The sequence below is a fragment of the Kitasatospora sp. A2-31 genome (assembly GCF_022288725.1).
Taxonomy (GTDB): domain Bacteria; phylum Actinomycetota; class Actinomycetes; order Streptomycetales; family Streptomycetaceae; genus Kitasatospora.
Map to the genome: position 1 here is coordinate 834,450 of NZ_JAKNTA010000001.1, position 25,233 is coordinate 859,682.

Annotated in this window: 22 protein-coding genes; 10 read left to right on the plus strand and 12 right to left on the minus strand. The window is 73.1% G+C overall.

Translation table 11 applies throughout. The annotated features are described in order from the left end of the window. Positions 1-14 precede the first annotated feature (14 nt). The 5 genes from ppdK to MCM47_RS03955 all read right to left on the minus strand — a co-directional run bounded on the left by ppdK (position 15) and on the right by MCM47_RS03955 (position 7,374). Positions 15-2,723 (minus strand): pyruvate, phosphate dikinase, encoded by a 2,709-nt coding sequence (ppdK, locus tag MCM47_RS03935; protein WP_238740992.1) that lies wholly within the window; start codon positions 2,721-2,723, stop codon positions 15-17. Positions 2,724-3,286: 563 nt separating this feature from the next. Further along, positions 3,287-4,456 carry a tRNA dihydrouridine synthase DusB gene (gene dusB / locus MCM47_RS03940; protein WP_238740994.1) on the minus strand — a complete coding sequence of 390 codons (1,170 nt, stop codon included), beginning with the start codon at positions 4,454-4,456 and terminating at the stop codon, positions 3,287-3,289. A gap of 277 nt (positions 4,457-4,733) precedes the next feature. Beyond that, positions 4,734-5,510 (minus strand): DUF4097 family beta strand repeat-containing protein, encoded by a 777-nt coding sequence (locus tag MCM47_RS43145; RefSeq protein ID WP_238740996.1) that lies wholly within the window; start codon positions 5,508-5,510, stop codon positions 4,734-4,736. Positions 5,511-5,512: 2 nt separating this feature from the next. Beyond that, entirely contained in the window at positions 5,513-6,157 is a 645-nt protein-coding gene (locus tag MCM47_RS03950; RefSeq protein ID WP_238740998.1) for a response regulator transcription factor, read from the minus strand. Beyond that, entirely contained in the window at positions 6,145-7,374 is a 1,230-nt protein-coding gene (locus MCM47_RS03955) for a sensor histidine kinase (RefSeq protein ID WP_238741000.1), read from the minus strand. Before MCM47_RS03955 ends, MCM47_RS03950 begins: the two co-directional genes overlap by 13 nt. Before the next feature lie 135 nt (positions 7,375-7,509). Between MCM47_RS03955 and MCM47_RS03960 the strand changes: the two genes are divergently transcribed. Continuing rightward, positions 7,510-8,049, plus strand: coding sequence for a hypothetical protein (locus MCM47_RS03960; protein ID WP_238741002.1), 540 nt, complete (start codon positions 7,510-7,512; stop codon positions 8,047-8,049). Further along, complete coding sequence (locus tag MCM47_RS03965; protein WP_238741004.1) at positions 8,046-8,483, plus strand: hypothetical protein; 438 nt, start codon at positions 8,046-8,048, stop codon at positions 8,481-8,483. Before MCM47_RS03960 ends, MCM47_RS03965 begins: the two co-directional genes overlap by 4 nt. 103 nt (positions 8,484-8,586) lie before the next feature. On the opposite strand, the gene MCM47_RS03970 is transcribed toward MCM47_RS03965, so the two are convergent. After that, a complete protein-coding gene (locus tag MCM47_RS03970) occupies positions 8,587-9,465 on the minus strand; it encodes a helix-turn-helix transcriptional regulator (protein ID WP_238741005.1) in 879 nt (292 codons plus the stop codon). 101 nt (positions 9,466-9,566) lie between these two features. Between MCM47_RS03970 and MCM47_RS03975 the strand changes: the two genes are divergently transcribed. After that, a complete protein-coding gene (locus MCM47_RS03975; RefSeq protein ID WP_374209060.1) occupies positions 9,567-11,090 on the plus strand; it encodes an MFS transporter in 1,524 nt (507 codons plus the stop codon). A gap of 249 nt (positions 11,091-11,339) precedes the next feature. On the opposite strand, the gene MCM47_RS03980 is transcribed toward MCM47_RS03975, so the two are convergent. Continuing rightward, positions 11,340-11,990, minus strand: a complete 651-nt coding sequence (locus MCM47_RS03980) for a hypothetical protein (RefSeq protein ID WP_238741008.1) — start codon at positions 11,988-11,990, stop codon at positions 11,340-11,342. Positions 11,991-12,255: 265 nt separating this feature from the next. On the opposite strand from MCM47_RS03980, the gene MCM47_RS03985 reads away from it, so the two are divergent. From MCM47_RS03985 to MCM47_RS03995, 3 genes are all read left to right on the plus strand, one after another. Next, entirely contained in the window at positions 12,256-12,834 is a 579-nt protein-coding gene (locus MCM47_RS03985; protein WP_238741010.1) for an NADAR family protein, read from the plus strand. After that, complete coding sequence (locus tag MCM47_RS03990) at positions 12,831-14,000, plus strand: hypothetical protein (RefSeq protein WP_238741012.1); 1,170 nt, start codon at positions 12,831-12,833, stop codon at positions 13,998-14,000. The genes MCM47_RS03985 and MCM47_RS03990 overlap by 4 nt, the downstream gene beginning before the upstream one ends. 68 nt (positions 14,001-14,068) lie before the next feature. Continuing rightward, positions 14,069-15,406: a hypothetical protein gene (locus tag MCM47_RS03995; RefSeq protein WP_238741014.1), complete on the plus strand. Its 1,338-nt coding sequence runs from the start codon at positions 14,069-14,071 to the stop codon at positions 15,404-15,406. 192 nt (positions 15,407-15,598) lie between these two features. Here the strand turns inward: MCM47_RS03995 and MCM47_RS04000 are convergent, their stop codons facing one another. Beyond that, complete coding sequence (locus MCM47_RS04000; RefSeq protein ID WP_238741019.1) at positions 15,599-16,981, minus strand: glycine--tRNA ligase; 1,383 nt, start codon at positions 16,979-16,981, stop codon at positions 15,599-15,601. A gap of 190 nt (positions 16,982-17,171) precedes the next feature. Between MCM47_RS04000 and MCM47_RS04005 the strand changes: the two genes are divergently transcribed. The 4 genes from MCM47_RS04005 to MCM47_RS04020 are packed head-to-tail and all read left to right on the plus strand — an operon-like array spanning position 17,172 to position 20,326. Further along, the gene (locus tag MCM47_RS04005) at positions 17,172-18,125 is read left to right on the plus strand and encodes a metal ABC transporter substrate-binding protein (RefSeq protein ID WP_238741021.1); all 954 of its coding nucleotides are present in this window, start codon (positions 17,172-17,174) and stop codon (positions 18,123-18,125) included. Between the two features lie 16 nt (positions 18,126-18,141). Next, positions 18,142-18,906: a metal ABC transporter ATP-binding protein gene (locus tag MCM47_RS04010; protein WP_238741023.1), complete on the plus strand. Its 765-nt coding sequence runs from the start codon at positions 18,142-18,144 to the stop codon at positions 18,904-18,906. Further along, complete coding sequence (locus MCM47_RS04015) at positions 18,903-19,877, plus strand: metal ABC transporter permease (RefSeq protein WP_238741025.1); 975 nt, start codon at positions 18,903-18,905, stop codon at positions 19,875-19,877. The genes MCM47_RS04010 and MCM47_RS04015 overlap by 4 nt, the downstream gene beginning before the upstream one ends. A gap of 35 nt (positions 19,878-19,912) precedes the next feature. After that, complete coding sequence (locus tag MCM47_RS04020; RefSeq protein WP_238741026.1) at positions 19,913-20,326, plus strand: Fur family transcriptional regulator; 414 nt, start codon at positions 19,913-19,915, stop codon at positions 20,324-20,326. Between the two features lie 123 nt (positions 20,327-20,449). Here the strand turns inward: MCM47_RS04020 and MCM47_RS04025 are convergent, their stop codons facing one another. The 4 genes from MCM47_RS04025 to leuA all read right to left on the minus strand — a co-directional run bounded on the left by MCM47_RS04025 (position 20,450) and on the right by leuA (position 25,103). Next, complete coding sequence (locus MCM47_RS04025; protein WP_238741028.1) at positions 20,450-21,295, minus strand: isoprenyl transferase; 846 nt, start codon at positions 21,293-21,295, stop codon at positions 20,450-20,452. Between the two features lie 4 nt (positions 21,296-21,299). Next, complete coding sequence (recO, locus tag MCM47_RS04030; protein WP_238741029.1) at positions 21,300-22,046, minus strand: DNA repair protein RecO; 747 nt, start codon at positions 22,044-22,046, stop codon at positions 21,300-21,302. 335 nt (positions 22,047-22,381) lie between these two features. Next, a complete protein-coding gene (locus tag MCM47_RS04035; protein WP_374209061.1) occupies positions 22,382-23,044 on the minus strand; it encodes a TerB family tellurite resistance protein in 663 nt (220 codons plus the stop codon). Between the two features lie 262 nt (positions 23,045-23,306). Continuing rightward, on the minus strand, positions 23,307-25,103 hold the full coding sequence (leuA, locus tag MCM47_RS04040; RefSeq protein ID WP_238741036.1) for a 2-isopropylmalate synthase: 1,797 nt from the start codon (positions 25,101-25,103) through the stop codon (positions 23,307-23,309). Between the last annotated feature and the right edge of the window lie 130 nt (positions 25,104-25,233).

Genomic DNA, 25,233 nt, shown 5'->3' on the forward strand with positions numbered 1-25,233 from the left:
GAGGGATGCCTTCCTCAGCGCGAGTCGCTGCCCGCAGACTCGATGGCGGCGCGGCCGGCCTCCAGGCGCGCCACCGGGATCCGGAAGGGGGAGCAGGAGACGTAGTCCAGCCCCACCTCGTGGAAGAAGTGGACCGAGTCCGGGTCGCCGCCGTGCTCGCCGCAGACGCCGAGCTTGAGGTCGGGGCGGGTGGCCCGGCCGGCCTCGACGGCGTGCTTCACCAGCGAGCCGACGCCGTCGCGGTCGATGGTCTCGAACGGCGAGACCCCGAAGATGCCCTTCTCCAGGTAGGCCGTGAAGAACGAGGCCTCCACGTCGTCCCGGGAGAAGCCCCAGACGGTCTGGGTGAGGTCGTTGGTGCCGAAGGAGAAGAACTCGGCGGCCTCGGCGATCTGGCCCGCGGTCACCGCGGCGCGCGGCAGCTCGATCATGGTGCCGAGCTTGATGTCCAGCTGGACGCCGGTGGACTGGGCGACCTCGGCGAGCACGCGCTCGCACTCGTCGCGGACCAGCTCCAGCTCCTGGACGGTGCCCACCAGCGGGATCATCACCTCGGGGCGCGGGTCCCCGCCGGCCAGCTTGCGCTCGGCGGCGGCCTCGGCGATGGCACGGACCTGCATGCCGAACAGGCCGGGGATGACCAGGCCGAGGCGGACGCCGCGCAGACCCAGCATCGGGTTCTGCTCGTGCAGCTTGTGCACGGCCTGGAGCAGGCGCAGGTCGTTCTCGTTCGGGTCCTTGCGGGCCTCGGCGAGGGCGACGCGCACCGACAGCTCGGTGATGTCGGGCAGGAACTCGTGCAGCGGCGGGTCGAGCAGGCGGACCGTCACCGGGAGGCCGTCCATCGCCTGGAAGAGCTCCAGGAAGTCGCCCTTCTGCAGCGGCAGCAGGGTGGAGAGGGCCAGCTCCCGGTCCTTGTCGTTGTCCGCCAGGATCAGGTGCTCGACCTCCTTGCGGCGCTCCTCACCGAGGAACATGTGCTCGGTGCGGCACAGGCCGATGCCCTGGGCGCCGTAGCGGCGGGCGCGCCCGCCGTCCTCGGCGTTGTCGGCGTTGGCGCGGACGGCGAGCCGGCGGCGGCCGTCGGCGTGCGACATCAGGCGGTGCACGGCCTGGACCAGGCCGCCCTGGACGTCGGCTCCGGCGTGCAGGGTGCCCTCGAAGTACTCGACCACCGGGGACGGCAGGACGGGCACCTCACCCAGGTAGACCTTGCCGGTGGCGCCGTCGATCGAGACGACGTCGCCCTCCTCCAGCACCATGCCGTCGGCGGTGGTCATCCGGCGGCGCTTGGTGTCGACCTCCAGCTCCTCGGCACCGCAGACACAGGTCTTGCCCATGCCGCGGGCGACGACGGCGGCGTGCGAGGTCTTGCCGCCGCGCGAGGTCAGGATGCCCTCGGCGGCGATCATGCCGTCCAGGTCGTCCGGGTTGGTCTCGCGGCGGACCAGGATGACCTTCTCACCGGAGCGGGACCACTTGACGGCGGTGTACGAGTCGAAAACGATCTTGCCGATGGCCGCACCGGGGGAGGCGGCGAGACCCCAGGCGATCTGCTTCGACTCCGCGTTCGGGGCGAAGCGCGGGAACATCAGCTGCGAGAGCTGGCCGCCGGTGACCCGCATCAGGGCCTCGTCCAGGTCGATCAGGCCCTGGTCGACCAGCTGGACGGCGATCCGGAAGGCCGCGGCGGCGGTGCGCTTGCCGACACGGGTCTGCAGCATCCAGAGCTTGCCGCGCTCGATGGTGAACTCGATGTCGCAGAGGTCGCGGTAGTGGTTCTCGAGCTTCTGCATGATCGCCATCAGCTCGTCGTACGACTTCTTGTCGAGGTTCTCGAGCTCGGACAGCGGCAGGGTGTTGCGGATGCCGGCGACGACGTCCTCGCCCTGGGCGTTGGACAGGTAGTCGCCGTAGACGCCCTGGGCGCCCGTGGAGGGGTCACGGGTGAAGGCGACACCGGTGCCGGAGTCCTCGCCGAGGTTGCCGAAGACCATGGTGCAGACGTTGACCGCGGTGCCCAGGTCGTTCGGGATGCGCTCCTGGCGGCGGTACAGCCGGGCGCGGTCGCCGTTCCAGGAGTGGAAGACGGCGTGGACGGCGAGGTCCATCTGCTCCCGCGGGTCCTGGGGGAAGGCCCGGCCGGTCTCGCGCTCGACGATGCCCTTGAACACCTCGACCAGTTCCCGGAGGTCGGAAGCGTCCAGGTCCAGGTCGTTGGTGGTGCCCTTGGCGTGCTTGGCCTCGTCCAGGGCCTCCTCGAACAGCTCGCCGTCGACGCCCAGCACGGTCTTGCCGAACATCTGGACCAGGCGGCGGTAGGAGTCCCAGGCGAAGCGCTCGTTGCCGGACTGCGCGGCCAGACCGACGACCGAGGCGTCGGAGAGACCGATGTTCAGGACGGTGTCCATCATGCCGGGCATGGAGAACTTGGCGCCCGAGCGCACCGAGACGAGGAGCGGGTTGTCGGCCTGGCCGAGCTTCTTGCCCATCTCCTGCTCGAGCGACTCGAGGTGCGCGCTGATCTCCTCGTGGAGCGAGGCCGGCTCGCTGCCGGTCTCCAGGAAGACCTTGCAGGCCTCGGTGGTGATGGTGAACCCCGGAGGGACGGGGAGTCCCAGGTTGGTCATCTCGGCCAGGTTCGCGCCCTTGCCGCCAAGAAGATCCTTGAGGTCCTTGTTTCCTTCGGTGAAGGAGTAAACAAACTTCTGCTGGGACGGCACGGGTCGGTCTCCTCGTACGCGGTTGCCCTGACGCCGGAGAACATACCCATTTCGAAGGCACTTTTGCGTCGCCGATAGGCCGTACGTGGCCAGTACGGCGCGGTAACCCAGCAGATCGAATGCACATAAAGGCGTTCACCTCTGTTGGTGAAATCGTCCGGATGACGCGAGCGAGCGTTCAAGTCTTGAACACAAGGAAACCGGAAGATCACACGAGCGGGACGCAGGGTAGTGACCGGCGGTCGAGTGCGTCCCCCCGGCTTGATTTCCTGCACCCCGACCGGCCGATCCGCACCACTCCCCTTCGGGAAGCGATTCCCGGCCGAACTGGCCAATTCGTCCTCTGAGTAACCGTCAGCACCCACCGTATGTGGCAAGCGTCACGAGCGCATCTCGCCGATCGGGCGTAGTCCACCTGCGCCGATCGTCGCACTCCGTCCAGAAGCATGCCCGCTGAGTGACGCCAAAGCGCCAAAAGGGAGCCCTCTTGGCCGGATTGGACAAGAGGGCTGGGCCGCGGCGTCCAGGGCCCCCGTCGAGTCCTTTTCGCCACTATGGACAGATCATCCGCCAGATGTGTCCGACTCGGCGTCCGCGCTGGGCAGCGCGCAGTCGTACGGATCGTCCAACCAGCCCTCGGGCAGAACCACCCGGTTGTTGCCGCTCGTCCGGCCGCGCGGGCCGTCCGCACCGGCCGGCCACAACTGGGACTGCTCCACCATGGACAGCGTTTCGGCCAATTCGGCCAGGGAGGACGAGTTGGCCAGCTTCACCCGAAGTTCGGAGCCGACCGAGAAGCCCTTCGTGTACCAGGCCACGTGCTTGCGGAAATCGATCACACCCCGGGCCTCGTCGCCCAGCCACTCGCCGAGCAGCTGCGCGTGGCGCACCATCGCCCGCGACACGTCGGCGAAGCTGGGGCGGGCGTAGTCGACCTCGCCCTCGAAGATCGCGACCAGGTCCTTGAACAGCCAGGGCCGGCCCAGGCAGCCCCTGCCGACCACCACGCCGTCGCAGCCGGTCTCCCGCATCATCCGCACCGCGTCGTCCGCCGACCAGATGTCCCCGTTGCCGAGCACCGGGACGTGCGCCGGGACGGACTCGCGCAGCCGGGCGATCGCCGACCAGTCCGCGGTGCCGCCGTAGTGCTGGGCGGCGGTGCGCCCGTGCAGGGCGATCGCCGCCACGCCCTCCTCGGCGCCGATCCGGCCGGCGTCCAGGTAGGTGAGGTGGTCGTCGTCGATGCCCTTGCGCATCTTCATGGTGACCGGGAGGTCACCGGCGTTGGCCACGGCCTCCCGGAGGATCTCGCGGAGCAGGTTCCGCTTGTAGGGCAGGGCCGAGCCGCCGCCCTTCCGGGTCACCTTGGGGACGGGACAGCCGAAGTTCAGGTCGATGTGGTCGGCCAGGTTCTCGTCCGCGATCATCCGGGCCGCCTTGCCGACGGTGACCGGGTCCACCCCGTAGAGCTGGATCGAGCGGGGCTTCTCGCTCGCGTCGAACTTGATCAGCTGCATGGTCTTGGCATTGCGCTCGACCAGCGCCCGGGTGGTGATCATCTCCGAGACGTACAGGCCCTTGCCGCCGCTCTGCTCGCGGCACAGGGTGCGGAACGGAGCGTTGGTGATGCCGGCCATCGGAGCCAGCACGACGGGCGGCCAGACCTGCATCGGGCCGATGGTCAGCGGCGCGAACTCGTCGGTGGTCACGGTGGGTGCGGGCGTGGCTGTCATGCGCGGCTGACCTCGGGGACGGGGATGCGGGACTCTTCATTGTCCCCCACTCGGCGGACGACTCCGGAGGCGTCGGAATCGGTCGCCCGGGGCCGGCCGCCGGGAACGGCCACCGGGAACGGCCACCGGGGCCGGCCACCGGGGACGGCGGGGCGCCCGGCGGTGGTCGCCGGGCGGTCGTCGTCGGGCGGTCGTCGTCGGGCGGTCGTCGTCGGGCCGACGTTCGCGTCGTGCCGGCCGGCCCCGGTCCGCCCGTCGTTCTCTTCCCGCCGCCCGGTCAGTCGTCCGAGGAGGTCGCGCTCACCGATCCGGACGTCACCGCGACCCGGATCCGGTCGGGGCTGGAAGGGTCCGCCAGCAGCGGGTCGACGTGCCGGCTGCCCGAGCCCGCCTCACCCGTGAAGGCGTATCGGGACCCCTTGGGCACGACCAGCTCCACCGAGCCGGAGGTCGCACCGACGTCCACCAGGTGCGGCGGCCTGGCGAAGTCCAGGGACACCGAACCGGAGGTCGCCCCGACCTCCACCCGGGAGGAGGAGAGGCCCTTGCCCCGCACCGAGCCGGAGGTGGTCCGCGCGACCACCGACCCGGAGATCCCGTTCATCCGGATCTCCCCCGAGGTGGAGGAGAGCCGCACCTCCCCGCTCAGGCCCGAGACCTGCAGGCTGCCGGAGGAGCCCTGCCCCTCCACCGCGACCGAGGGCGGCACCTCCAGCTCGATCAGCGCGCCGCAGCTGACGTCCACCCCCGGGAGCAACTGGTTGCACCGCATCGCGACGGTCAGCGTGCTGCCCAGGAACTCGGCCGAGACGACCGGCTTGCGCACCGTCCAGTCCAGCCGCCGCCGGACCACCACCTGGCCCTCGGCACCCGGCCTGACCACCACCGCCGCGGGGCCGGTGTCCAGCACCACCCTGGTCGCCGCGACCGGGTACGTCCGCTCCGACACCGTCTGCTGCTGCACCGCCACGGCCCAGGTCTGCACCGCCCCGGCGACCAGCACCGCCGCCAGGGACAGCGCCCCGACCGTCCGCCAGACCCGACCCTCCCGCACGGCTATCCGACCTCCAGGAAGCGCAGCACCGCCAGCACCCGGCGGTGGCTGTCGTCGGCCGGGGGCAGGTCGAGCTTGGTGAAGATCGAGTTGATGTGCTTGGCCACCGCGCTGTCGCTGACCACCAGGGCGGCGGCGATCGCGGCGTTGGACCGCCCCTCCGCCATCAGGCCGAGCACGTCCCGCTCGCGCGGGGTCAGCTTCTCCAGCGGGTCCCGGTGGCGGCGGACCAGCAGCTGGGCGACGACCTCCGGGTCGAGCGCGGTGCCGCCCTCGGCGACCCGTTGCAGCGCCTCCACGAAGTCGTCCACATTGGCCACCCGCTGCTTGAGCAGGTACCCGACCCCGCTGGTGTTGGTGGCCAGCAGGTCTGCGGCGTAGCGCTCCTCGACGTACTGGGAGAGCAGCAGCACAGCGATCTCCGGCCACTGCCGGCGGATCAGCAGCGCGGCCCGGACGCCCTCGTCGGTGAAGCCCGGCGGCATCCGGACGTCGGCCACCACCACCTGCGGGCGGTGCTCCTCGACCGCGGCGAGCAGCGCCTCGGCGTCCCCGACCGCGGCGGCCACCTCGAAGCCCACCGCCTCCAGGACCTTGACCAGACCGACCCTGAGCAGGACCGAGTCCTCGGCGATCACAGCGCGCACGGCAACTCCACGGTGATGGTGGTCGGGCCCCCGAGGGGGCTGAGAACGGACAGCGTGCCGTCGACCGAGGCGGCGCGCTTGCGCAGGCCGGTGAGCCCGGTGCCGCGCGCGGCGTCCGCGCCGCCGACGCCGTCGTCGCTGATGACCAGGCGCAGCCGGCCGCCCGCCGTCCGCACCGAGAGGTCCACCCGGGAGGCCCGGGCGTGCTTGGCGACGTTGGTCAGCGCCTCGGAGACGGTGAAGTAGGCGACCGCCTCGACGGTCGGGGCTATGCGCTCGGCCAGCCGGACGTCGAGCCGGACCGGCAGCGGCGCGCGGGCCGCGATGCCGGAGAGCGCCGCGTCCAGACCGCGGTCCTCCAGGACGGCCGGGTGGAGGCCGCGGACCAGGTCGCGCAGCTCGTCGATGGCGGCCTGGGCCTCCTCGTGCGCCTCGACTATCACCTGCATGACCTCCGGCGGCACGTCCCTGAGGGTGCGCCGGGCGAGGCCGAGGTTCATCGCCAGCGAGGTGAGCCGCTGCTGGGCGCCGTCGTGCAGGTCGCGTTCGATCCGGCGGCGCTCGGCGTCGACGGCGTCGACCAGGCCCGCCCGGCTCTCCACGACCTCCTCGATCCGGTGCTCCAGCGTCTCCGCCAGCCCCGGGCCGAGCAGCCGCACGGCCGCCCGCTCCTCCAGCCGGGCCAGCAGGGCCGCCGCCCACGGCAGCACCGCCAGCAGCACGGCGCCGCCGGCCGAGAGCGGGACGTCCAGCTGGTACCACTGGTGCCGCACCGGGCTGGAGACCGGCATCAGCCAGGCCCACGCCCAGACGGTGGTGCCCGCCAGGGCGACGCCCCAGGCGTAGACGAGCACCAGCGCGCCGAGCGCCAGCAGCGGCCCGGCCAGCAGGTGGTAGCCGACCTGGCGCCAGCTCACGCCGGTGCGGATCCGCGGCAGCAGGCCGCTCGGGGCGTCGTCCGCCCGCAGCAGCGGGGGCACCTCGATCCCGCGCAGGGCACGGAGGCGGCTGCGCTGGAGGGCCGTGAGCGGCCGCAGGCAGAGCAGGACCAGGCCGAGCATCACCAGGGCGACCCGCGGTGCCATGACGGCGAGCCAGATCGGCAGGGCCGGCGGGATCCCGGCTGCGACGAAGCGCGTGTCGCGCCAGGGCGCCGCCGACCACGGCGGCCGGGCGGCGCCCCTGGCGAGCGCGCGGCGCAGCGTCGTGGTGGGCACGGCCGACAGCGTAGAGGGCGGTGATCGACAGCTTCCATGAAGGGGGCTGCCGAGTAGGGGTGTACCTGGCTACACCCCCGATTCGGTGCGGCGCACTACCGACGCGGAGCCCTGCCGGACGGGAGTCTTGACGGCATGACGAGCACTGCGCCGCACTCCGAAACCCCGCCGTCCGGGCGCCCCGCCGAGGGCGCCGACGGCGCCGAGGGTCCGCTGCCGGTCGGGCCCCCGGGCCCGACCGGGCCGGCCGGGCCGTGGTCCGTACGGAGCACCCGGGCGACGCGCGGGCGCCTGGCCCTGGAGGTCTACGAGTACGGCGAGTTGGCGGACGTGCTGGTCGCCACCCGGCTCGGCTTACCGCTGCTGCGGGGCGCCCGGCGCTGCGCACTCCGCGGGGCGCGCGGGTCCTCCGCGCTGGCCTGGGGCCGGTTGCCGTCCGGCGGCACCGTGCCCACCGTGGGGTTCACCGGCAGGCGGCTGCACCGGCCGGGGAGCCCGGGTCGGATCGTCGCCGTGCCCGAAGTCGTCACGGTGGCCGATGAGTTCTGGCTCGCCTGGGCCGAAGGGCGGTTCGACGGGGTGCTGGTCCGGCACGCGGGCGGCTGCGAGCGGCAGGCTCTGGAGCGGGTGCGCCCCTGGCGGCGGCTCCCGCTGCGGGCCGGGAGCGTGCTGTGAGCACCGCCGTCCTGGCGGCGCGTCCGGCGCCCCGGTCCCGCGCCCTCGCACCGGCCCGCCCGGCCGACTCCCCCGCCCGCACCGCCGGCTCGCTGCCGGCCTGGGCCCGGCGGCTCCCCGCCGTGGCCGCCGCCGCGCTGCTGCCCTGGCTGGCGGTGCTGGCGGTCTGTCACGAGACCGCCTGGGTCGCGCTGGACCTCGGCGAACTGGCCGCCCTGCTGCGGCTGGACGCGCTGCTGCGGCGCCGGAGCCCGGCCGCGTTCCCGGCGGCCTGCGCGGTCGCGGTGCTGCTCACCGGCGATGCCCTGGCCGATGTCGGCACCGCCGGCCACGGCCTGCCGCTGCTCGCCGCCGTGGTGATGGCCGGCTGCGTCGAACTGCCGCTGGCGGCCGTCTGCCTGGCGCTCGGCCGGTGCTCGGCGGCCCGCGCCTGACCTTCCGCCCCTCAGGCAACGGCCGACCCGCCCAACGCTGCGCCGGCGGAGCCCGGCCGCACAGGCCCACCGCCGACCGGCCCTCCCACCGGGGGTCCGCCCGCTACAGCCCGTCGGCCATCAGGTCCAGCCGCGCCCGGGTCTCCTCGTCCCGGGGCGTGTACGCCACCAGCCGGGCACTGGGCCGCGGCCCCAGCCAGAAGCTGGTGTAGTCGAAGTGCAGCAACCCGACGCCCGGCACCATGAACCGCTTCAGCCCGTTGCCCGGGGTCATCACGTCGTGCCGCTGCCAGGCCGCCTCGAAGTCCGGCGAGGCCTTGCGCAGCCGGGCGAGCAGCGCCTTCCAGGCCGGCTCGGCACCGTGGTCGGCCATCGCCGCACGGAACCGGGCCACCATGGTCTCCCGCTCGTTCTCGTGGTCCACCAGCACCTCCCGGAAGCGGGAGGGCGTGAACGCCATCCACATCAGGTTCCGGTCCTCGAACGGCAGCTCGTCGATGTTCCCGACGATGTGCGTGTAGGGCCGGTTGAACGCCAGGACGTCGAACCGGACGTTGACCACCGCGGCGGGCATCGGCGACATCTGCTCCAGGACCAGCCGGATCGCCGGCGTCACCGTCAGGCACTCCCGCACCGGCGCCGGGTCCTCCGCCCCGGCCAGCACGAACAGGTGGCCCCGCTCGGCCGGGTCCAGCAGCAGCGCACGGGCCACCGCGTCCAGGACCTGGGCGGAGACCTGGATGTCCCGGCCCTGTTCGAGCCACGTGTACCAGGTGACGCCGACCGCGGCGAGCTGCGCCACCTCCTCGCGGCGCAGCCCGGGCGTCCGGCGGCGGCCGGTCATCGGCAGCCCCACCTGCTCCGGCGCGATCCGCTCCCGGCGGCTGCGCAGGAAGGCGGCGAGCTCGTGCCGCCGGGCCTCGGCGGGCGCGACGGGGGCGGCGCCCCCGGGGACGGGGGCAGGGGCTGTCGTCAGGCTCATGGCCCCAGCATGCGCCAGCGCGGAGCCTATTGCCAGGTACTTCTTATACCTGGATAAGCACACTCTGGTACCAGGTTGTCGGGCGGCACATCGTATGACCCGTGACCCAACAACTCGCCGTCGCCAGGCCCACCACCGCCAGGACCACCACCGCCGAGACCACCGTCGCCGGGACCACCGTCGCCGCGTCCCCCGAACCGGCCGGAGCCACCACCGCCACCACCGGTGCCGCCCCGGCGGGCGTCGCCCCGCTCGGCACCGCCGGGCTGGCCACCCTGCTGCTCGGGGCGTTCCTGACGATGCTCGACTTCTTCATCGTCAACGTCGCCCTGCCCACCATCGACCAGGACCTGGCCGCCGGTCCAGCCGTGCTGGAGCTGGTGGCCGCCGGGTACGGCATCGCCTTCGCCGTCCTGCTGGTGCTCGGCGGCCGGCTCGGCGACATCTTCGGGCGCCGCCGCCTCTTCACCGCCGGCGCCGCCGCGTTCGCGCTGACCTCGCTCGCCTGCGGGCTCGCCCCGGACGCCTGGTCGCTGGTCGCCGCCCGCGCCGCGCAGGGCGCCTCGGCCGCGCTGCTGATCCCGCAGGTGCTCGGCACCGTCACGGCCGCGACCCACGGCGCCCGGCGCGGCCGCGCGCTCAGCCTCTACGGCGCGGTCGGCGGTATCTCGGTGGTGATCGGGCAGGTGCTCGGCGGCATCCTCGTCGCCGCCGACGTCTTCGGCACCGGCTGGCGCTCGGTCTTCCTGATCAACGTGCCGTGCGCGCTGCTCGCCCTCGTCCTCGCCGTCCGGTACGTGCCGGAGACCCGCGCCGAGCGGGCCGCCCGGGTCGACGTCCCCGGCACCGTGCTGCTCGCCGCCGCGCTGCTGGCTCTGCTGGTTCCGCTGATGGAGGGCCGCGCGGCCGGCTGGCCGCTCTGGTCCTGGGTCCTGCTCGCGCTGTTCCCGGTCCTCGCCACCGCGTTCGTCCTGGTCGAGCGCCGCACCGAGCGCAACGGCGGCTCCCCGCTGGTGCCGCCCACCATGCTGCGGATCCCCGAGATGCGGCGCGGCCTGGGCATCGCGCTCCCCTTCTTCGCCGGGTTCGGCGGGTTCATGTTCGTCATCGCCGTGGCGCTCCAGCAGGGCCTCCACCTCGACCCGGTGACGGCCGGGTGGGCGCTGGTCCCGATGGCCGTCGGCTACTTCGCCGCCTCGCTCGCCGGCCCCCGGCTGATCGGCCGCTTCGGCAGCCGGGTGCTCACCGCGGGTGCGCTCGTCCAGGCGAGCGGTCTGGCCGTCCTGGCGGCGACCGTCCTCGCCGACTGGGCGCACTTCTCCCCCCTCCGGATGGTGCCGGGGGTCGCCCTCGCCGGCATCGGCCAGGGCCTGATCGGCACCCCGCTGTTCCGCGTGGTCCTCTCCAAGGTGCCGGCCGACCGGGCGGGCGTGGGCAGCGGCGTCCTCGCCACCGGTCAGCAGTCCAGCCTCGCCCTCGGCGTGGCCACCCTGGGCTCCCTCTTCCTGGCCCTCGCCCCCACCCTCGGCATGGACCGGGCGCTGGCCCTCTGCCTCGGCATCCAACTGCTGGGCGCGCTGACCATCCTCGGCCTGACCCTCCGGCTCCCCCGCTCGATCGGCTGACGGTCCGCCCTCGGGTCACGGCCGAGCACCCGGCCCCCGCCGCTCATCGCAGCGGCGGGGGCCGCTTCGTCGTCCCGACCACCGGCTGCGGTCGACCCGCAGGGCAAGCTCCCGAGGGTGACGTTCCACCGGCCGTGGCCCCCGGGGCCCGGGACCGGCCGTGGCCCCAGGGCCCGGGACCGCCCTGGGCCCGGGACCGCCCGAGACCGCCCGGGGCCACCCGGGTGGCCCGCTTCGACCGCAGGTCGCTCAGGTGAGGGAGAAGAACAGCGTGTCCTGGGTGTACCAGTCGATGTCCCGGGTGGCGCGCTCCCACTCCTCGTGCTCGAACTCCAGCTTCTCGATGAGCTCCTGGACGTCGTAGCGGAAGTCCGGGTCCATCCGGTCCAGGACGGCGCGGTAGGCGTCGGCCGCGGGCTTGGCCTTGGCCAGCGGGAGGTGGCCGATGGCCGGGTAGCCGTCGAGCGACCACGGGATGTCGGGGAACTCGTCGGGCAGGCCGCCGTAGAGGTAACCGTGGGGCAGCAGATCGGCCGGCACGCCGAGGCGGCGCATCTCGTCGTCGACCAGGCCGAAGAACGTCGACGGCTTGGAGTAGGTGCCCAGCTGCGACGGGTCGGACGCGTTGCGATCGATGACGAGCTGCATGGCGGCGTGGTAGGCGTTGCCCGCGCAGGCCGCGTCGGAGTCCGCGCGTCCGGCTATCAGGTGGTCGAGGGCCTCGGGGACGGACAGCCCCCAGTCCACGTCCTGGTGGTCGAGGCTGTCCTGGTAGGCCTGGGCGAGCCGGCGCATGTTGCCGAGGCGGCGCTGCTGGTCCTCCGTCAGGTTGCCGCCGGAACCGAGGAACGCCAGGACGTCGGCCTTGTCGGCGGTCGAGTACGAGATGTTGTGGCTCATGCCGATCATGATGCCAAGCGGCACCGACACCACGAGCGGCGGAGCTCACCTCGGGCCGTCGACGCGCCGGGCGGGCGACCAGGCGGGCCCGCGACGCGCCGGGCGGATCGCCGAGCAGGCCCGTCGACGCGCCGGGCGGACGACCGGCCAGGCAGGCCCGTCGACGCACCGGGCCGAGACGCAGCACGATCCGCGCCGGCCCGGCGTCACGGCCTCGCCCGAAAGCCGTTGGCCGGCCGCCACCCCTTTGTGTCAGTATGACGATATGAGCAAGGAATTCACGGGGAACCCGCTCGACGCCCGCAACCGTGCGGAGCTGGTGGCCGCGGTCGCCGGCGGCGCGGAGCCGAAGTGGCTGCTCTTCTGGGGGCACCGGCCGCAACGGGACGGGTCGATCGGGCCGGGGGCGCTGAGCCAGTGGTGGCCGTGCACCTTCACCGTCGACGGCGTCGAGTACGCCTCCGCCGAGCACTGGATGATGGCCGGCAAGGCGCGGATGTTCGGGGACGAGGCGATCGTGCCCCGGATCCTCGGGGCCGCCACCCCCGCCGAGGCGAAGAAGCTCGGACGGATGGTCAAGGGCTTCGACGCCGCGGCCTGGACGGCCGGCCGGTTCGAGCTGGTCGTCCAGGGCAACCTCGCCAAGTTCGGGCAGGACGAAGCGCTCGGGGAGTACCTGCTCGGCACCGATCGTCGCGTCCTGGTCGAGGCCAGCCCGGTGGACCGGATCTGGGGCATCGGGCTCGCCGCCGACGACGAGCGGGCGCAGCGTCCGGCCGACTGGCGGGGGGAGAACCTGCTCGGCTTCGCCCTGATGGAGGCCCGCACCAGGCTGGCGCGGTGAGCACGATCGCTCCCGTGCTGGACGGCACGGTGGTGCTGTCGACGGGGGCCGCACTCGCCCTCGCACCCCGGGTCCTGCGCCCCGGGGCCCGGCCGGGGCACCGGACCCCGACCGGGCCGGACGCCCGGCTCGACACAGGGCCCCGGCCCGGGCGTGCACCCGGGCCGGAGGCGCTGCTCGCGCTCGTCGGGGCGCTGTTCCTCCTCAACCAACTGGCCTTCGCCGTCCACGTCCGGCGGGTGCACGACGGGAGCACGGCGTTCATCGCGCGCCACCTCCCGCCCGGGTGGTTCGAGGTGCCGCGCGACAGCCGGCCGATCGACTGGCTCGCCGCGCACACCCCCGCGCCGGAACTGCTCGCGCCGTCCGTCCTGCGCGTCCAGGCGTTCCTCGAACTCCCACTCGTCCTGCTGGCGTTCGCCGCGGTGCTGCGCCGGCTGGACCGCTCGCTGTACACCCGGGTGGCCGCCTCGCCCCTGCTGCCGCTCGCCGCCGCCTCCTACACCGCGGCGTTCTGCGCGGTGGAATGGGACCTGCGCAATCCCTACACGGTGGACGACATCGCCCTGCGGATCGCGTCGGCGCTCCTCACACCGCTGCTGCTCGCCCGGATCGCCGCGCACGAGCCGGACACCGCGCCGGCCGCACCCCGGCCGGTCGTCTTCGCGGTCGAGCTGTGGGCGTACGGCCAGCTGATGCTCGTCCTCTACGACACCGTGCTGCTCTACAACCTCGCCCGGCTGGACGAACAGCGGCTGTCACGCGCGTTCGTCGCGCTCTCCGTGCTCGGCGCGACCCGCTTCGTCCCCCGGTCCGACCGTCCACCCGGCCCCCGCGTCACCGCGCTCGCGGACGCCCTGGGCCGGGGGCTCGTGCTGTTCTTCGTCCCCGCGCTCGCCGTCCGGTACGCCGGGAGCTTCGGTACGCCCGCGCTCGCCGCCGCGGCGGGCGCCGTGGTACTGGTCGCCGCCACCGCCCGGCATGCCGCCCGGCTCGCGCTCCCCGCCGCAGCGGGCGCGGCCGCGGGCTGCCTGACCGTCCTCTGCTTCACCGACCCCTACTACGAGGCCGCGCTCCTCCGGGCGGCCGTCGTCGCGCTCGGCACCACGGGCGCCGTGTGCGCACTCCTGGACGCCAGTCGCAAGCCACTCGACGCACTCTCGTAACGTGAACGCCGTATACCGACGCCAGGATGACCCGCAGTCAGGGTCGAGATGGACAGGGTGCGGCGATCATGCGGATACGGCACACGGAACAACCCCGAGCCGAACACACAGGTGAGAGCGAGCAGGACGCCCTCGAACTGCGGGCGGAGCTGGACGAGTTACTCCGCGCACGGCAGTACGCCGACCAGCGCGAGCGCCGGCTCACCGATGCGGTGCGGGCCGTCCCGGAGCGGCAGCGGCCGGACGCGGAACTGCTGCGACAGCTCGCCAGGGCCCGGACACTGCGCGAGGAGATCGGCGCACGCTGCCTGGAACTGAGCGAGCAGCTCATGGACTTGGAGCACCGCCTGCGCCAACCCGCCCCCCGTCAGGCGCCACCGGGGTCGGGGCCGAGCCCGGGGCCGGTCCCCCGCCCGAGCGCCGACACCCGGTTCGGGGGCGCGTACGACGATCCGTACGCCCCGTCGGCGCCACGACCCGCTCCCCAGGCCGCCACCGGAGTCCGGTCCCCCACCGGCACCCGTTCGGCCCCCGGCACCCGGCCCGGGGTCGCGCAGGGCCGCTCCGCCGGCACGCAGGCCCACCCCGACGAGCCCGCAGCCCCGGTGGCCGCCCCGGCGTCGCCCGCACCACCGCCCGCACCCAGGCCGCCCCGCCGCCGCTCCCCCGGCGAACTCGCCGCCCTCGCCGAGCGGATCGCCGCCCTGCACCGCCAGGGCGCCGCCCGGGAGAGCGCCGCCCTGCTCGACCAGGCCGCCGCCCTCCTCCTGCCGCCCGACGCCGCCCGCCTCGCCGCCCTACTGGTCCGGGGCGGCCCGGACGGCGCCTCCGTCCAGCTGGCCCGCGGCGCCGCGAACGGCGAGCCGGATCAGATCGCCGCCACCCTCGCCGAGCTGCGCCAGGCCGGCCTCGCCGAGGAGGCCACCGAGCTGTTCCACGCCCTCTGGGGCCACCCGGTGGACGCCCTGCCGGCCCTGCTCACCGCCCTGGAACAGACCGGACAGCCCGCCGACGGCGCCACCCTGCTCTGGAACTGGGGCTCCGCGCCGACCACCGAACTGGCCGCCCTCGCCGCCGCCCTGGAGCGGGCGGGCCGCCCTGGCGACGTCCGGACCCTGCTGCGCCAGGCGGCCGGCCGGCCCACCGCCGACCTCGCCGCCTTGGTCGGCACGCTGCCCGCGCCCCTGCCCGCCGCCCTGCTGCACGAGCTGGCCGCGCTCCGCCCGTCCGCGGAACTGGTCCAGCTGGCGTCCGCGTTGAAGGACCGCCGGGAACTCTACGACGGGCTGCTGGCCGCTCTGACCGCGGACGAGGGCCGCCACCGCACCACGCTCGCCGCCCTCCGCACGACCGGGCTGCCCACCACCCCCGCCGGGCGGCCCCGCTCCCGCTGGGGCCGGCGCTGAGCGGCGGCGCCGCGCGAGCCACCGCGCCGGCGCCCAGCCGCCCGAACACCGCCCAGCCGCCACCGGTCAACCGCGCCACCGAGCCGCCGAGCCGCCGACCGGCGCCACCCGCCACGGGCGCCACCCGCGGCAACGCCGGAGCCCCCGCCCGCCCGGAAGGGCGAACGGGGGCTCCGGTCGGACGGAAGGGCCTCAGCAGCCGATCAGCCGCGCCGCCAGGTACGACTTCACCTGGTCCAGCGAGACGCGCTCCTGCGACATGCTGTCGCGGTCGCGCACGGTCACGGCGTTGTCCTCAAGGGTGTCGAAGTCGACGGTGACGCAGAACGGCGTGCCGATCTCGTCCTGGCGGCGGTAGCGCTTGCCGATCGCGCCGGCGTCGTCGAACTCGACGTTCCAGGCGGTGCGCAGGTCGGCGGCCAGGCCGCGCGCCTTCGGCGAGAGGTCGGCGTTGCGCGACAGCGGCAGCACCGCGACCTTGACCGGGGCCAGGCGCGGGTCGAGCCGCATGCCGACGCGCTTCTCCATGACGCCCTTGGCGTTCGGCGCCTCGTCCTCGAAGTAGGCGTCGATCAGGAAGGCCAGCATGGCGCGGTTGAGGCCCGCTGCCGGCTCGATGACGTACGGGAAGTACCGCTCGCCGGACTCCTGGTCGAAGTACTTGAGGTCCTGGCCGGAGGCCTCGCTGTGCACCGTGAGGTCGTAGTCGGTGCGGTTGGCGATGCCCTCCAGCTCGGAGAACTCGCTGCCGCCGAAGTTGAAGCGGTACTCGATGTCCACCGTGCGCTTGGCGTAGTGGGAGAGCTTCTCCTTCGGGTGCTCGAAGAAGCGCATGTTCTCGGTGCGCAGGCCGAGGTCGACGTACCAGTCCCAGCGCTGCTGGAGCCAGTACTCGTGCCACTGCTCGTCCTCGCCCGGCTTGACGAAGAACTCCATCTCCATCTGCTCGAACTCGCGGGTGCGGAAGATGAAGTTGCCGGGGGTGATCTCGTTGCGGAAGCTCTTGCCGGTCTGGGCGATGCCGAACGGCGGCTTCTTGCGCGACGTGGTCTGGACGGCCTTGAAGTTGGTGAAGATGCCCTGGGCGGTCTCCGGGCGCAGGTAGGCCAGGCCGCTCGCCTCCTCGGTGACGCCGAGGTGGGTCTTCAGCATGCCGGAGAAGTCCTTGGGCTCGGTGAAGGAACCCTTGGTGCCGCAGTCCGGGCAGTTGATGTCCTGGAGGCCGTTCGGCGGCGGGAAGCCGTGCTTGGCCTCGTACTTCTCCTCCAGGTGGTCGGCCCGGTGGCGCTTGTGGCAGGAGAGGCACTCGGTCAGCGGGTCGTTGAAGGTCGCGACGTGGCCGGAGGCCTCCCAGACCTCGCGGGCCAGGATCACCGACGAGTCGAGTCCGACGACGTCCTCACGGGCCTGGACCATCGCGCGCCACCACTGGCGCTTGATGTTCTCCTTCAGCTCGACGCCCAGCGGCCCGTAGTCCCAGGCGGCACGCGTGCCGCCGTAGATCTCGCTGCAGGGGTAGACGAAGCCACGGCGCTTGCTCAGGCTGACGATCGTGTCGATCTTGTCGGCGGCCACAGTGCTCTCTTCAGTACGACGGCACGGTCAGGGCACGGCTGGTTGCACGTTCCCGAATACCTCAGGTTACCGGCCATCCGGGTACGAGGTTCAAATCGGTATCGCCCGGCCCGTCCCGGCCACCCCGACCGACCGTTCACCCGCCCGAGTGATTTGACAATCATTTCCAATTAACCTGAGAATGGTTGTCATGATGATCCGACGACCCGCCGGCACTTCCATAGCCTTGGCCGCCACCACCCTCGCGGCCGCCCTCCTCCTCACCGCCTGCGGCGGGGACAGCAGCGCCAAGGGCACGGACGGCAAGCTGGACGTCGTCGCCTCCTTCTATCCGATGGAGTACCTCGCCGCGCAGATCGGCGGCGAGCACGTCAAGGTCACCGACCTCACCGCCGCCGGCGTCGAACCGCACGACCTGGAGCTCACCGCCAAGCAGGTGGCCGCCGTCAAGAAGGCCGGTGCCGTGGTCTACCTCAAGGGCCTGCAGCCCACCGTGGACAAGGCGGTCGCCGGGTCCTCCGCCAAGCACGTGGTCGACGCCGCCGCGGCCAGTCCGCTGGAGGACCACCACCTCGCGGAGGACCACGCCGAGGGCGACGGGCACGACCACGACGGGGCCGCCGGCGACCCGCACATCTGGCTCGACCCGACCCGCTACGCGTCGGTCGCCAGGAGCGTCGGCGCCGAGTTCGCCAAGGCCGACCCGGAGCACGCCGAGGACTACCGGAAGAACACCGACGACCTGGTCGCCAGGCTCACCGCCCTGGACGAGGAGTTCAAGGCCGGCCTGAAGGACGCCGGGAGCAGGACCTTCGTCACCAGCCACGCCGCCTTCGGCTACCTCGCCGAGCACTACGGCCTCACCCAGGTCGCCATCAACGGCGTCGACCCGGAGTCCGAGCCCACCCCGGCCCGTCTCGCCGACGTCCAGAAGGCCGCCAAGGAGAACGGCGTCACCACGATCTTCTTCGAGACCCTGGTCAGCCCCAAGCTCGCCGACACCGTCGCCAAGGACCTCGGCCTCAAGACCGCCGTCCTGGACCCGCTGGAGGGCGTCAAGGAGCCGGCCAAGGACGACTACCTGACGGTCATGCGCCGGAACCTGGCCAACCTCCGGGCCGCACTCGGCGCCACCACCAGCTGACAGGACGGCAGAAGCGATGACCCACCCGACACCCCCGGCCGTGCACCTGCGTGCCGCCGTCGCCTCCCGCGGCGGCCGGCCGGTGCTGCGCGGCGTCGACCTGACCGTGGCCGCTGGCGAGGTCGTCGCCCTGCTCGGCGCCAACGGCTCCGGCAAGTCCACCACCGTCAAGGCCGTGACCGGCGCCGTGGCCCTGGAGCACGGCGAGCTGGAGCTGTTCGGCACGCCGTTCGCCAAGTTCCGCGCCTGGCACCGGATCGGCTACGTGCCGCAGCGCACCACCGCCGCCTCCGGCGTCCCGGCCACCGTCCGCGAGGTGGTCTCCACCGGACGGCTGCCGCAGCACCGGCTGCTGCCGTTCCGGCGCCGGGACCGGGAGGCGGTGGACCGCGCCCTGACCGCCGTCGGCATGCTCGACCGGGCCTCGGACGGCGTCGCCGACCTCTCCGGAGGCCAGCAGCAGCGGGTGCTGATCGCCCGCGCCCTGGTCGGCTCGCCCGACCTGCTGATCATGGACGAGCCGATGGCCGGGGTGGACGCCGCCAGCCAGCAGGTGCTCGCCGACACCCTGCGCAGCGAGGTCGCGCGCGGCGCCGCCGTCCTGCTGGTGCTGCACGAACTGGGACCGCTGGAACCGCTGATCGACCGCACGGTGGTGCTCCGCGACGGCTGCGTGGCCCACGACGGGCCGCCCGTCCCCAACACCGGCCTGCACGCCCTGCCCGGCCACGACCACGTCCACCCGCACGCCGACCACACCCCGCCGAGGCTGCTCGCATGATCGACCTGTCCGAGATGCTCAGCTACGACTTCATGCAGCGCGCCCTGCTCGCCGCCGTGCTGGTCGGCTTCACCGCGCCCGCCGTCGGCATCTACCTGGTGCAGCGGCGCCAGGCGCTGATGGGCGACGGCATGGGCCACGTCGCGATGACCGGCGTCGGCCTCGGCTTCGTCTTCGACACCAGCCCGGTCTGGATGGCCGTGCTGGTCTGCGTGCTCGGCGCCGTCACCATGGAGCTGGTCCGCTCACGCGGCAACCAGCGCGGCGACATCGCCCTCGCCCTGCTCTTCTACGGCGGCATGGCCTGCGGCAAGCTGCTGGTCTCCACCTCCGCCCAGGGCGGGGCCACCGCCCTGGAGAGCTACCTCTGGGGCTCGATCCTGACCGTGGACCCGGCCGACCTCGTCACCATCGCCGTCCTCGGCGCGGTGGTCATCGCCGTCACCGTCGGCCTGCGCCGCCAGCTCTTCGCGATCTGCCAGGACGAGGACTTCGCCCGCGTCACCGGCCTGCCGGTGCGCCTGCTCAACCTGTTGCTCGCCGTGATGGCCGCGGTCACCGTCACCGTGGCCATGCGGGTGGTCGGCCTGCTGCTGGTCAGCGCGCTGATGGTGGTCCCGGTGGTGGCCGCCCAGCAGCTCACCCGCTCCTTCGCCGTCACCCAGGCGGCCTCGATCGCGCTCGGCGTGGTGGTCTCGCTGGCCGGCGTCACCACCTCCTTCGAGGCCGAACTGCCCCCCGGCCCCGCCATCGTGCTGCTGGCCATCGTCGTGTTCGCGGTCTTCAGCGCGATCGCCGGCCCGCTGGCCCGCCGCCGGCACCGGCCGGCCGCCGACGCCGGCCCGGCGGTCTGCGACGTGCGGCTGCCCGGTCAGGGTCCGTCCGGCCAGGGTCCCTCCGGCCGCGGTCCGTCCGGTCGGGGCCCGTCCGACGCGACCACTCCGGAGCGGAGGGCGGGACTGGCACAATGAGGGGCGAGACGCCCACACCCCCAGGAGGACCCACGGTGACCACCGCAGGCCCGTCGCCGCGCGCCCGATCGACCCGGCAGCGTGCCGCCGTCTCGGCGGCCCTGGACGAGATCGCGGACTTCCGCAGCGCGCAGGAGCTCCACGACATGCTCAAGCACCGCGGCGACTCGGTGGGCCTGACCACGGTCTACCGCACGCTGCAGTCGCTCGCCGACGCGGGCGAGGTGGACGTCCTGCGCACCGCCGACGGCGAGGCCGTGTACCGGCGCTGCAGCAGCGGGCACCACCACCACCTGGTCTGCTGGCACTGCGGCGCCACGGTGGAGGTCGAGGGCCCGGCCGTCGAGCGCTGGGCCAACTCGGTCGCCGCCGAGCACGGGTTCAGCGACATCGCGCACACGCTGGAGATCTTCGGCACCTGCGCGGAGTGCGCCAAGAAGCAGGCCTGAGCAGGCAGCCGGCCGGTACGGACCACGCAAGGGCCCCGCGGGACGCGTCCCGCGGGGCCCTTGCGGCTGTCCGGGCGTCAGCACCGCGCCGTCCCCGGCGTCGGCGCCGCCCCCTCCGGCGCGTCAGCGCTGCGAGGGAAGCTCCGCCGCCACCGGCTGGGCCACCTCGTTGGGGATCGCCCCGCCGAAGCGGCGGTCGCGCATCGCGTACTGCTCGCAGGCCCGCCAGAGGTCCCGGCGGGCGAAGTCCGGCCAGAGCACGTCCTGGAACACGAACTCGGCGTACGCGGACTGCCAGAGCAGGAAGTTGGACGTCCGCTGCTCGCCGCTCGGGCGCAGGAAGAGGTCCACGTCCGGCATGTCCGGGTGGTACAGGTACTTGGCGATGGTCTTCTCGTTGACCTTCCGCGGGTCCAGCCTGCCGGCCGCGACGTCCGCCGCGATGGCCTGCGCCGCGTCCGCCAGCTCGGCCCGGCCGCCGTAGTTGACGCACATGTAGAGCGTCACGGCGTCGTTGCCCTTGGTCTGCTCCTCGGCGATCTGGAGCTCCTGGACGACGCTCTTCCACAGCTTCGGCATCCGGCCGGCCCAGCGGATCCGCACGCCCATCGCGTCCATCTCGTCGCGGCGGCGGCGGATGACGTCCCGGTTGAAGTTCATCAGGAACTTCACCTCGTCGGGCGAGCGCTTCCAGTTCTCGGTCGAGAACGCGTACAGCGAGATGTTCTTCACGCCGAGCTCGATCGCGCCCCTGAGGACGTCCAGCACGACGCTCTCGCCGACCTTGTGGCCCTCGGTGCGCGGCAGCCCGCGCTCCTTCGCCCAGCGCCCGTTGCCGTCCATCACGATGGCGACGTGGTCGGGCACCAGCTCGCCGGGGATCTTCGGGGGCTGGGCGCCACTGGGGTGCGGGGTCGGGGGGACGTACGCCCGCTGCTTGCCGCCGCCGAAGAGCCGTCGCGCTGCCATGTGCTCACTTCTCCACGTATCTCATCGAGCGGATGCCCCGCTCCAGGTGCCACTGCAGGTAGGCCGCGACCAGGCCGCTGCCCTCCCGCCAGTACCTCGGCTCGCAGGTGTCGGCCGTCTGCCAGTCCCCTGACAGCAGCGCCCCGAGCAGTACCAGTGTCTCAGGGGAGGGTACGGCACATCCGGGCACTCGGCAGTCCGCGCAGAGCACGCCGCCCGCCTGGAGCGAGAAGAACCGGTTCGGGCCCTCCAGACCGCACTTGGCGCAGTCGGTGAAGCTCGCGCCGTACCCGTTGACCGCCAGCGAGCGCAGCAGGAAGGCGTCCAGCACCAGGTGCGACTCGTGCAGCCCGGCGGCCAGCGTGCGCAGCCCGCCGACCAGCAGCAGGTACTGCTGGACGGCCGGCTCGCCCTCGTTCTCGGCGAACCGCTCGGCCGTCTCCAGCATGGCCGTCCCGGCGGTGTAGCGGCCGTAGTCCGTGACGATCGAGCCGCCGTACGGGGCGATGGTCTCCACCTGGGTGCAGAGCGGCAACCCGCGGCCGACCAGCTCACTCCCGCGGCTGAAGAACTGGACGTCCACGTGCGAGAACGGCTCCAGCCGGGCACCGAACTTGGACTTGGTCTTGCGCACCCCGCGGGCCACCGCACGCACCTTGCCGTGCTGGCGGGTGAGCAGGGTGATGATCCGGTCGGCCTCGCCGAGCTTCTGCGCCCGGAGCACCACGCCGTCGTCCCGGAAGAGGCTCATGCCGCGGCCCCGCGGCCGGCGTCGAACAGTGTGGACATCCCACCATTGTCGCGCAGGACGGCGGGCGGCCGGCGCACCGAGCGGTGGCAGCCGTGTGCCCGCACCGGGGGCCGTGGGGGTGTGCCGGTCGGCGCGGGTCACGGCGGGCCCGGGAGGGGCGCGGGCCCGGTTCTGTGGGGGTCTCGGATCCTGTCGCCCGTTGCGAAGCGGGTGGGATCGCGAAGCGGGTGGGATCGCGAAGCGGGTGGGATCGCGAAGCGGGTGGGATTGCGGAGCGGGTCGGGTTGCGGAGCGGGTCGGGTTGCGGAGCGGGCGGCGCCGGTTCGGCCGGGGCCCTAGCGCGAAGCCCGGGTGGCCGCCTCCAGCAGCGCCCCGACCGAACTCTGCGGCAGGTCCAGGCAGCGCCCGACCGCGGCCAGCGCCTCGCGTTCCTGCGGCAGGTAGCGCCCGTCGGCCAGGGCGATCGCGGCCCCCTGGAGCAGCAGCCGCTCCCGGCCCTGCTGGGCCAGGTGCACGGCGAGCGGTTCGAGCACCGCGTGCAGCTCGACGGCCAGGCCGGCGGCCACGCCGTGGGCGTCGTGGAGCTCGCCACCGAGACCGGAGAGGGCGGCCAGCGCCGCCAGCACCTGGGCCTCGCCGCAGTCCTCGAAACCGGCCTCCCGCACGGCCGCGCAGGCCGCCTCGCGGGCCGCCCGGTGCGCGGTGCCGCCGGCGGCGAGCAGGGCCAGCGCGACCGTGTACTGCGCGTCGCGCAGCATCCCGCCGAGGCGCACGCAGGTGGGCTGCTCCAGGCTCTCCACCCCGTACCGGCCGTGGCAGGTGGTGCACTGCACGCTGCCGAGGACGGGGCCGAGCGGCAGCACCGGGGTACCCAGCAACCGCAGCCACCGCCGGCCGTGTTGCCGGCGGTAGTTGCGGTCGCCACCGCAGCCCGGGCAGAAGAATTCACCGAGAACGTCAGTCCGCCACCGCGGGCGAACACCCCACAACCCTGTCACGGCGCCACTCCCCAGACACGGCAGGCGGCCTGCACAACCATGGGCAGGTCACGCGACCGGACACCGAGGCCGTCCCACCGGCCCGGCTTTCCGGTGCGTCGATGTTGCCACGGTTACCGGCACGTGTCAGCACCTCGAACGGCCCGGAATCCGAAAAAGTGTGGCGCAGGCCACACCCCGCGGGCGCCCCGCCCGGCCCCGGCCGCCCGGAACGGCACCGGGCCGCCCCGAAGGACGGCCCGGCGACTACCACTCGTACGAACTACCCGCGCTGCGCGCGGTTGACGGCACTGATCATCGCCTTCAGCGAGGCCAGCACCGTGTTGCCGTCGATGCCGACGCCCCACAGCACCTTGCCCTCCACCGCGCACTCGACGTACGCCGCGGCCTGGGCGTCACCGCCCTCGCTCAGCGCGTGCTCGGCGTAGTCCAGCACCCGGACGTCCACGCCGATCCGGGCCAGCGCGTCGGCGAACGCGGAGACCGGGCCGTTGCCGGTACCGGCCAGGGTGACCGGCACGCCGCCGACGACGGCCTCGGCGGTCAGCGCGTCCCGGCCGTCCTCGGTGGTCAGGGTCCGCGAGCCGCTCAGCGCGATCCGGCCCCACGGGTTGGCCGTGGTCGGCAGGTACTCGTCCTCGAAGACCGCCCAGATGTCGGCCGGGGTGACCTCGCCGCCCTCGGCGTCGGTCTTGGCCTGGATGATCCGGGAGAACTCGATCTGCATCCGGCGCGGCAGGTCCAGCTTGTGGTCGTTCTTCAGGACGTACGCGACGCCGCCCTTGCCGGACTGGCTGTTGACCCGGATGACCGCCTCGTAGGTGCGGCCGACGTCCTTCGGGTCGATCGGCAGGTACGGCACGCCCCAGGTGTGCTCCTCCACCGGTACGCCGGCCGCCTTCGCGTCCGCCTCCAGGGCATCGAAGCCCTTCTTGATGGCGTCCTGGTGCGAGCCGGAGAAGGAGGTGTACACCAGGTCGCCGGCGTACGGGTGGCGCGGGTGCACCTCCATCTGGTTGCAGTACTCGGCGGTGCGGCGCACCTCGTCGATGTCGGAGAAGTCGATCTGCGGGTCGATGCCCTGCGAGAACAGGTTCATGCCCAGGGTGACCAGGTCGACGTTGCCGGTCCGCTCGCCCTGCCCGAACAGGCAGCCCTCGATCCGGTCGGCGCCGGCCATGTAGGCCAGCTCGGCGGAGGCGACCGCGGTGCCGCGGTCGTTGTGCGGGTGCACCGACAGGCAGACGTACTCGCGGCGGGACAGGTTGCGCGACATCCACTCGAACTGGTCGGCCTGGACGTTCGGGGTGGCCCGCTCGATGGTGGCCGGCAGGTTCAGGATGATCTCGCGGCCCTCGCCCGGCTGCCAGACGTCCATGACCGCCTCGCAGACCTCCAGCGCGAAGTCCAGCTCGGTGTCGACGAAGATCTCCGGCGAGTACTGGAAGCCGAAGACGGTGTCGTCCCCCAGCAGCTTGTCCGCGTACTCCATCACCAGCCGGGTCCCGTCGGTGGCGATCGCCTTGGTGGCTTCCTTGTCGTTGCGGAAGACCACCCGGCGGAACAGCGGCGCGGTCGCGTTGTACAGGTGGACGGTCGCCCGCGGGGCGCCCACCAGCGACTCCACCGTCTTCTCGATCAGCTCCTCGCGCGCCTGGGTCAGCACGGAGATGGTCACGTCCTCCGGGATCGCGCCCTCCTCGATCAGCGACCGCACGAAGGCGTGGTCGGTGGCGCCGGAGGACGGGAAGCCGACCTCGATCTCCTTGTAGCCCATCGCGACCAGCAGGTCGAACATCTTCCGCTTGCGGGCCGGGGACATCGGGTCGATCAGCGCCTGGTTGCCGTCCCGCAGGTCGGTGGAGAGCCAGCGCGGCGCCTTGGTGATCACCTTCGACGGCCAGGTGCGGTCCGGCAGGTCGACGGTGCCGAACGGCAGGTAGCGGCCGTGACGCATGCCCGCGGGCTGCTGGCGGACGGTCGCGGCGGTGATCGGGGTGGGACGGTCGGTGAAGGCCCGACCGGCGGGGACGGACGCGGCGGAGCTCTGCTCGGTCATGGAGGTGACTCTCGGCTTCCTGTGGATGCGGGGCGTGTCGGGGTGAGGTGGACACCCGACTGGCCGGCCTGCTGCCGCTCGCGACCCGTCGCCGGATCGCCCGATTCCTACGCGCACAGCACAGTCCCCG

Bases quoted from the DNA above. Each gene is read 5' to 3' on its own strand.
- dusB (WP_238740994.1), bottom strand. From the start codon at position 4,456: ATGACAGCCACGCCCGCACCCACCGTGACCACCGACGAGTTCGCGCCG.
- MCM47_RS03960 (WP_238741002.1), top strand. From the start codon at position 7,510: ATGACGAGCACTGCGCCGCACTCCGAAACCCCGCCGTCCGGGCGCCCC.
- MCM47_RS03970 (WP_238741005.1), bottom strand. From the start codon at position 9,465: ATGAGCCTGACGACAGCCCCTGCCCCCGTCCCCGGGGGCGCCGCCCCC.
- MCM47_RS03980 (WP_238741008.1), bottom strand. From the start codon at position 11,990: ATGAGCCACAACATCTCGTACTCGACCGCCGACAAGGCCGACGTCCTG.
- MCM47_RS03985 (WP_238741010.1), top strand. From the start codon at position 12,256: ATGAGCAAGGAATTCACGGGGAACCCGCTCGACGCCCGCAACCGTGCG.
- MCM47_RS03995 (WP_238741014.1), top strand. From the start codon at position 14,069: ATGCGGATACGGCACACGGAACAACCCCGAGCCGAACACACAGGTGAG.
- MCM47_RS04005 (WP_238741021.1), top strand. From the start codon at position 17,172: ATGATGATCCGACGACCCGCCGGCACTTCCATAGCCTTGGCCGCCACC.
- MCM47_RS04010 (WP_238741023.1), top strand. From the start codon at position 18,142: ATGACCCACCCGACACCCCCGGCCGTGCACCTGCGTGCCGCCGTCGCC.
- MCM47_RS04015 (WP_238741025.1), top strand. From the start codon at position 18,903: ATGATCGACCTGTCCGAGATGCTCAGCTACGACTTCATGCAGCGCGCC.
- MCM47_RS04025 (WP_238741028.1), bottom strand. From the start codon at position 21,295: ATGGCAGCGCGACGGCTCTTCGGCGGCGGCAAGCAGCGGGCGTACGTC.
- recO (WP_238741029.1), bottom strand. From the start codon at position 22,046: ATGAGCCTCTTCCGGGACGACGGCGTGGTGCTCCGGGCGCAGAAGCTC.
- leuA (WP_238741036.1), bottom strand. From the start codon at position 25,103: ATGACCGAGCAGAGCTCCGCCGCGTCCGTCCCCGCCGGTCGGGCCTTC.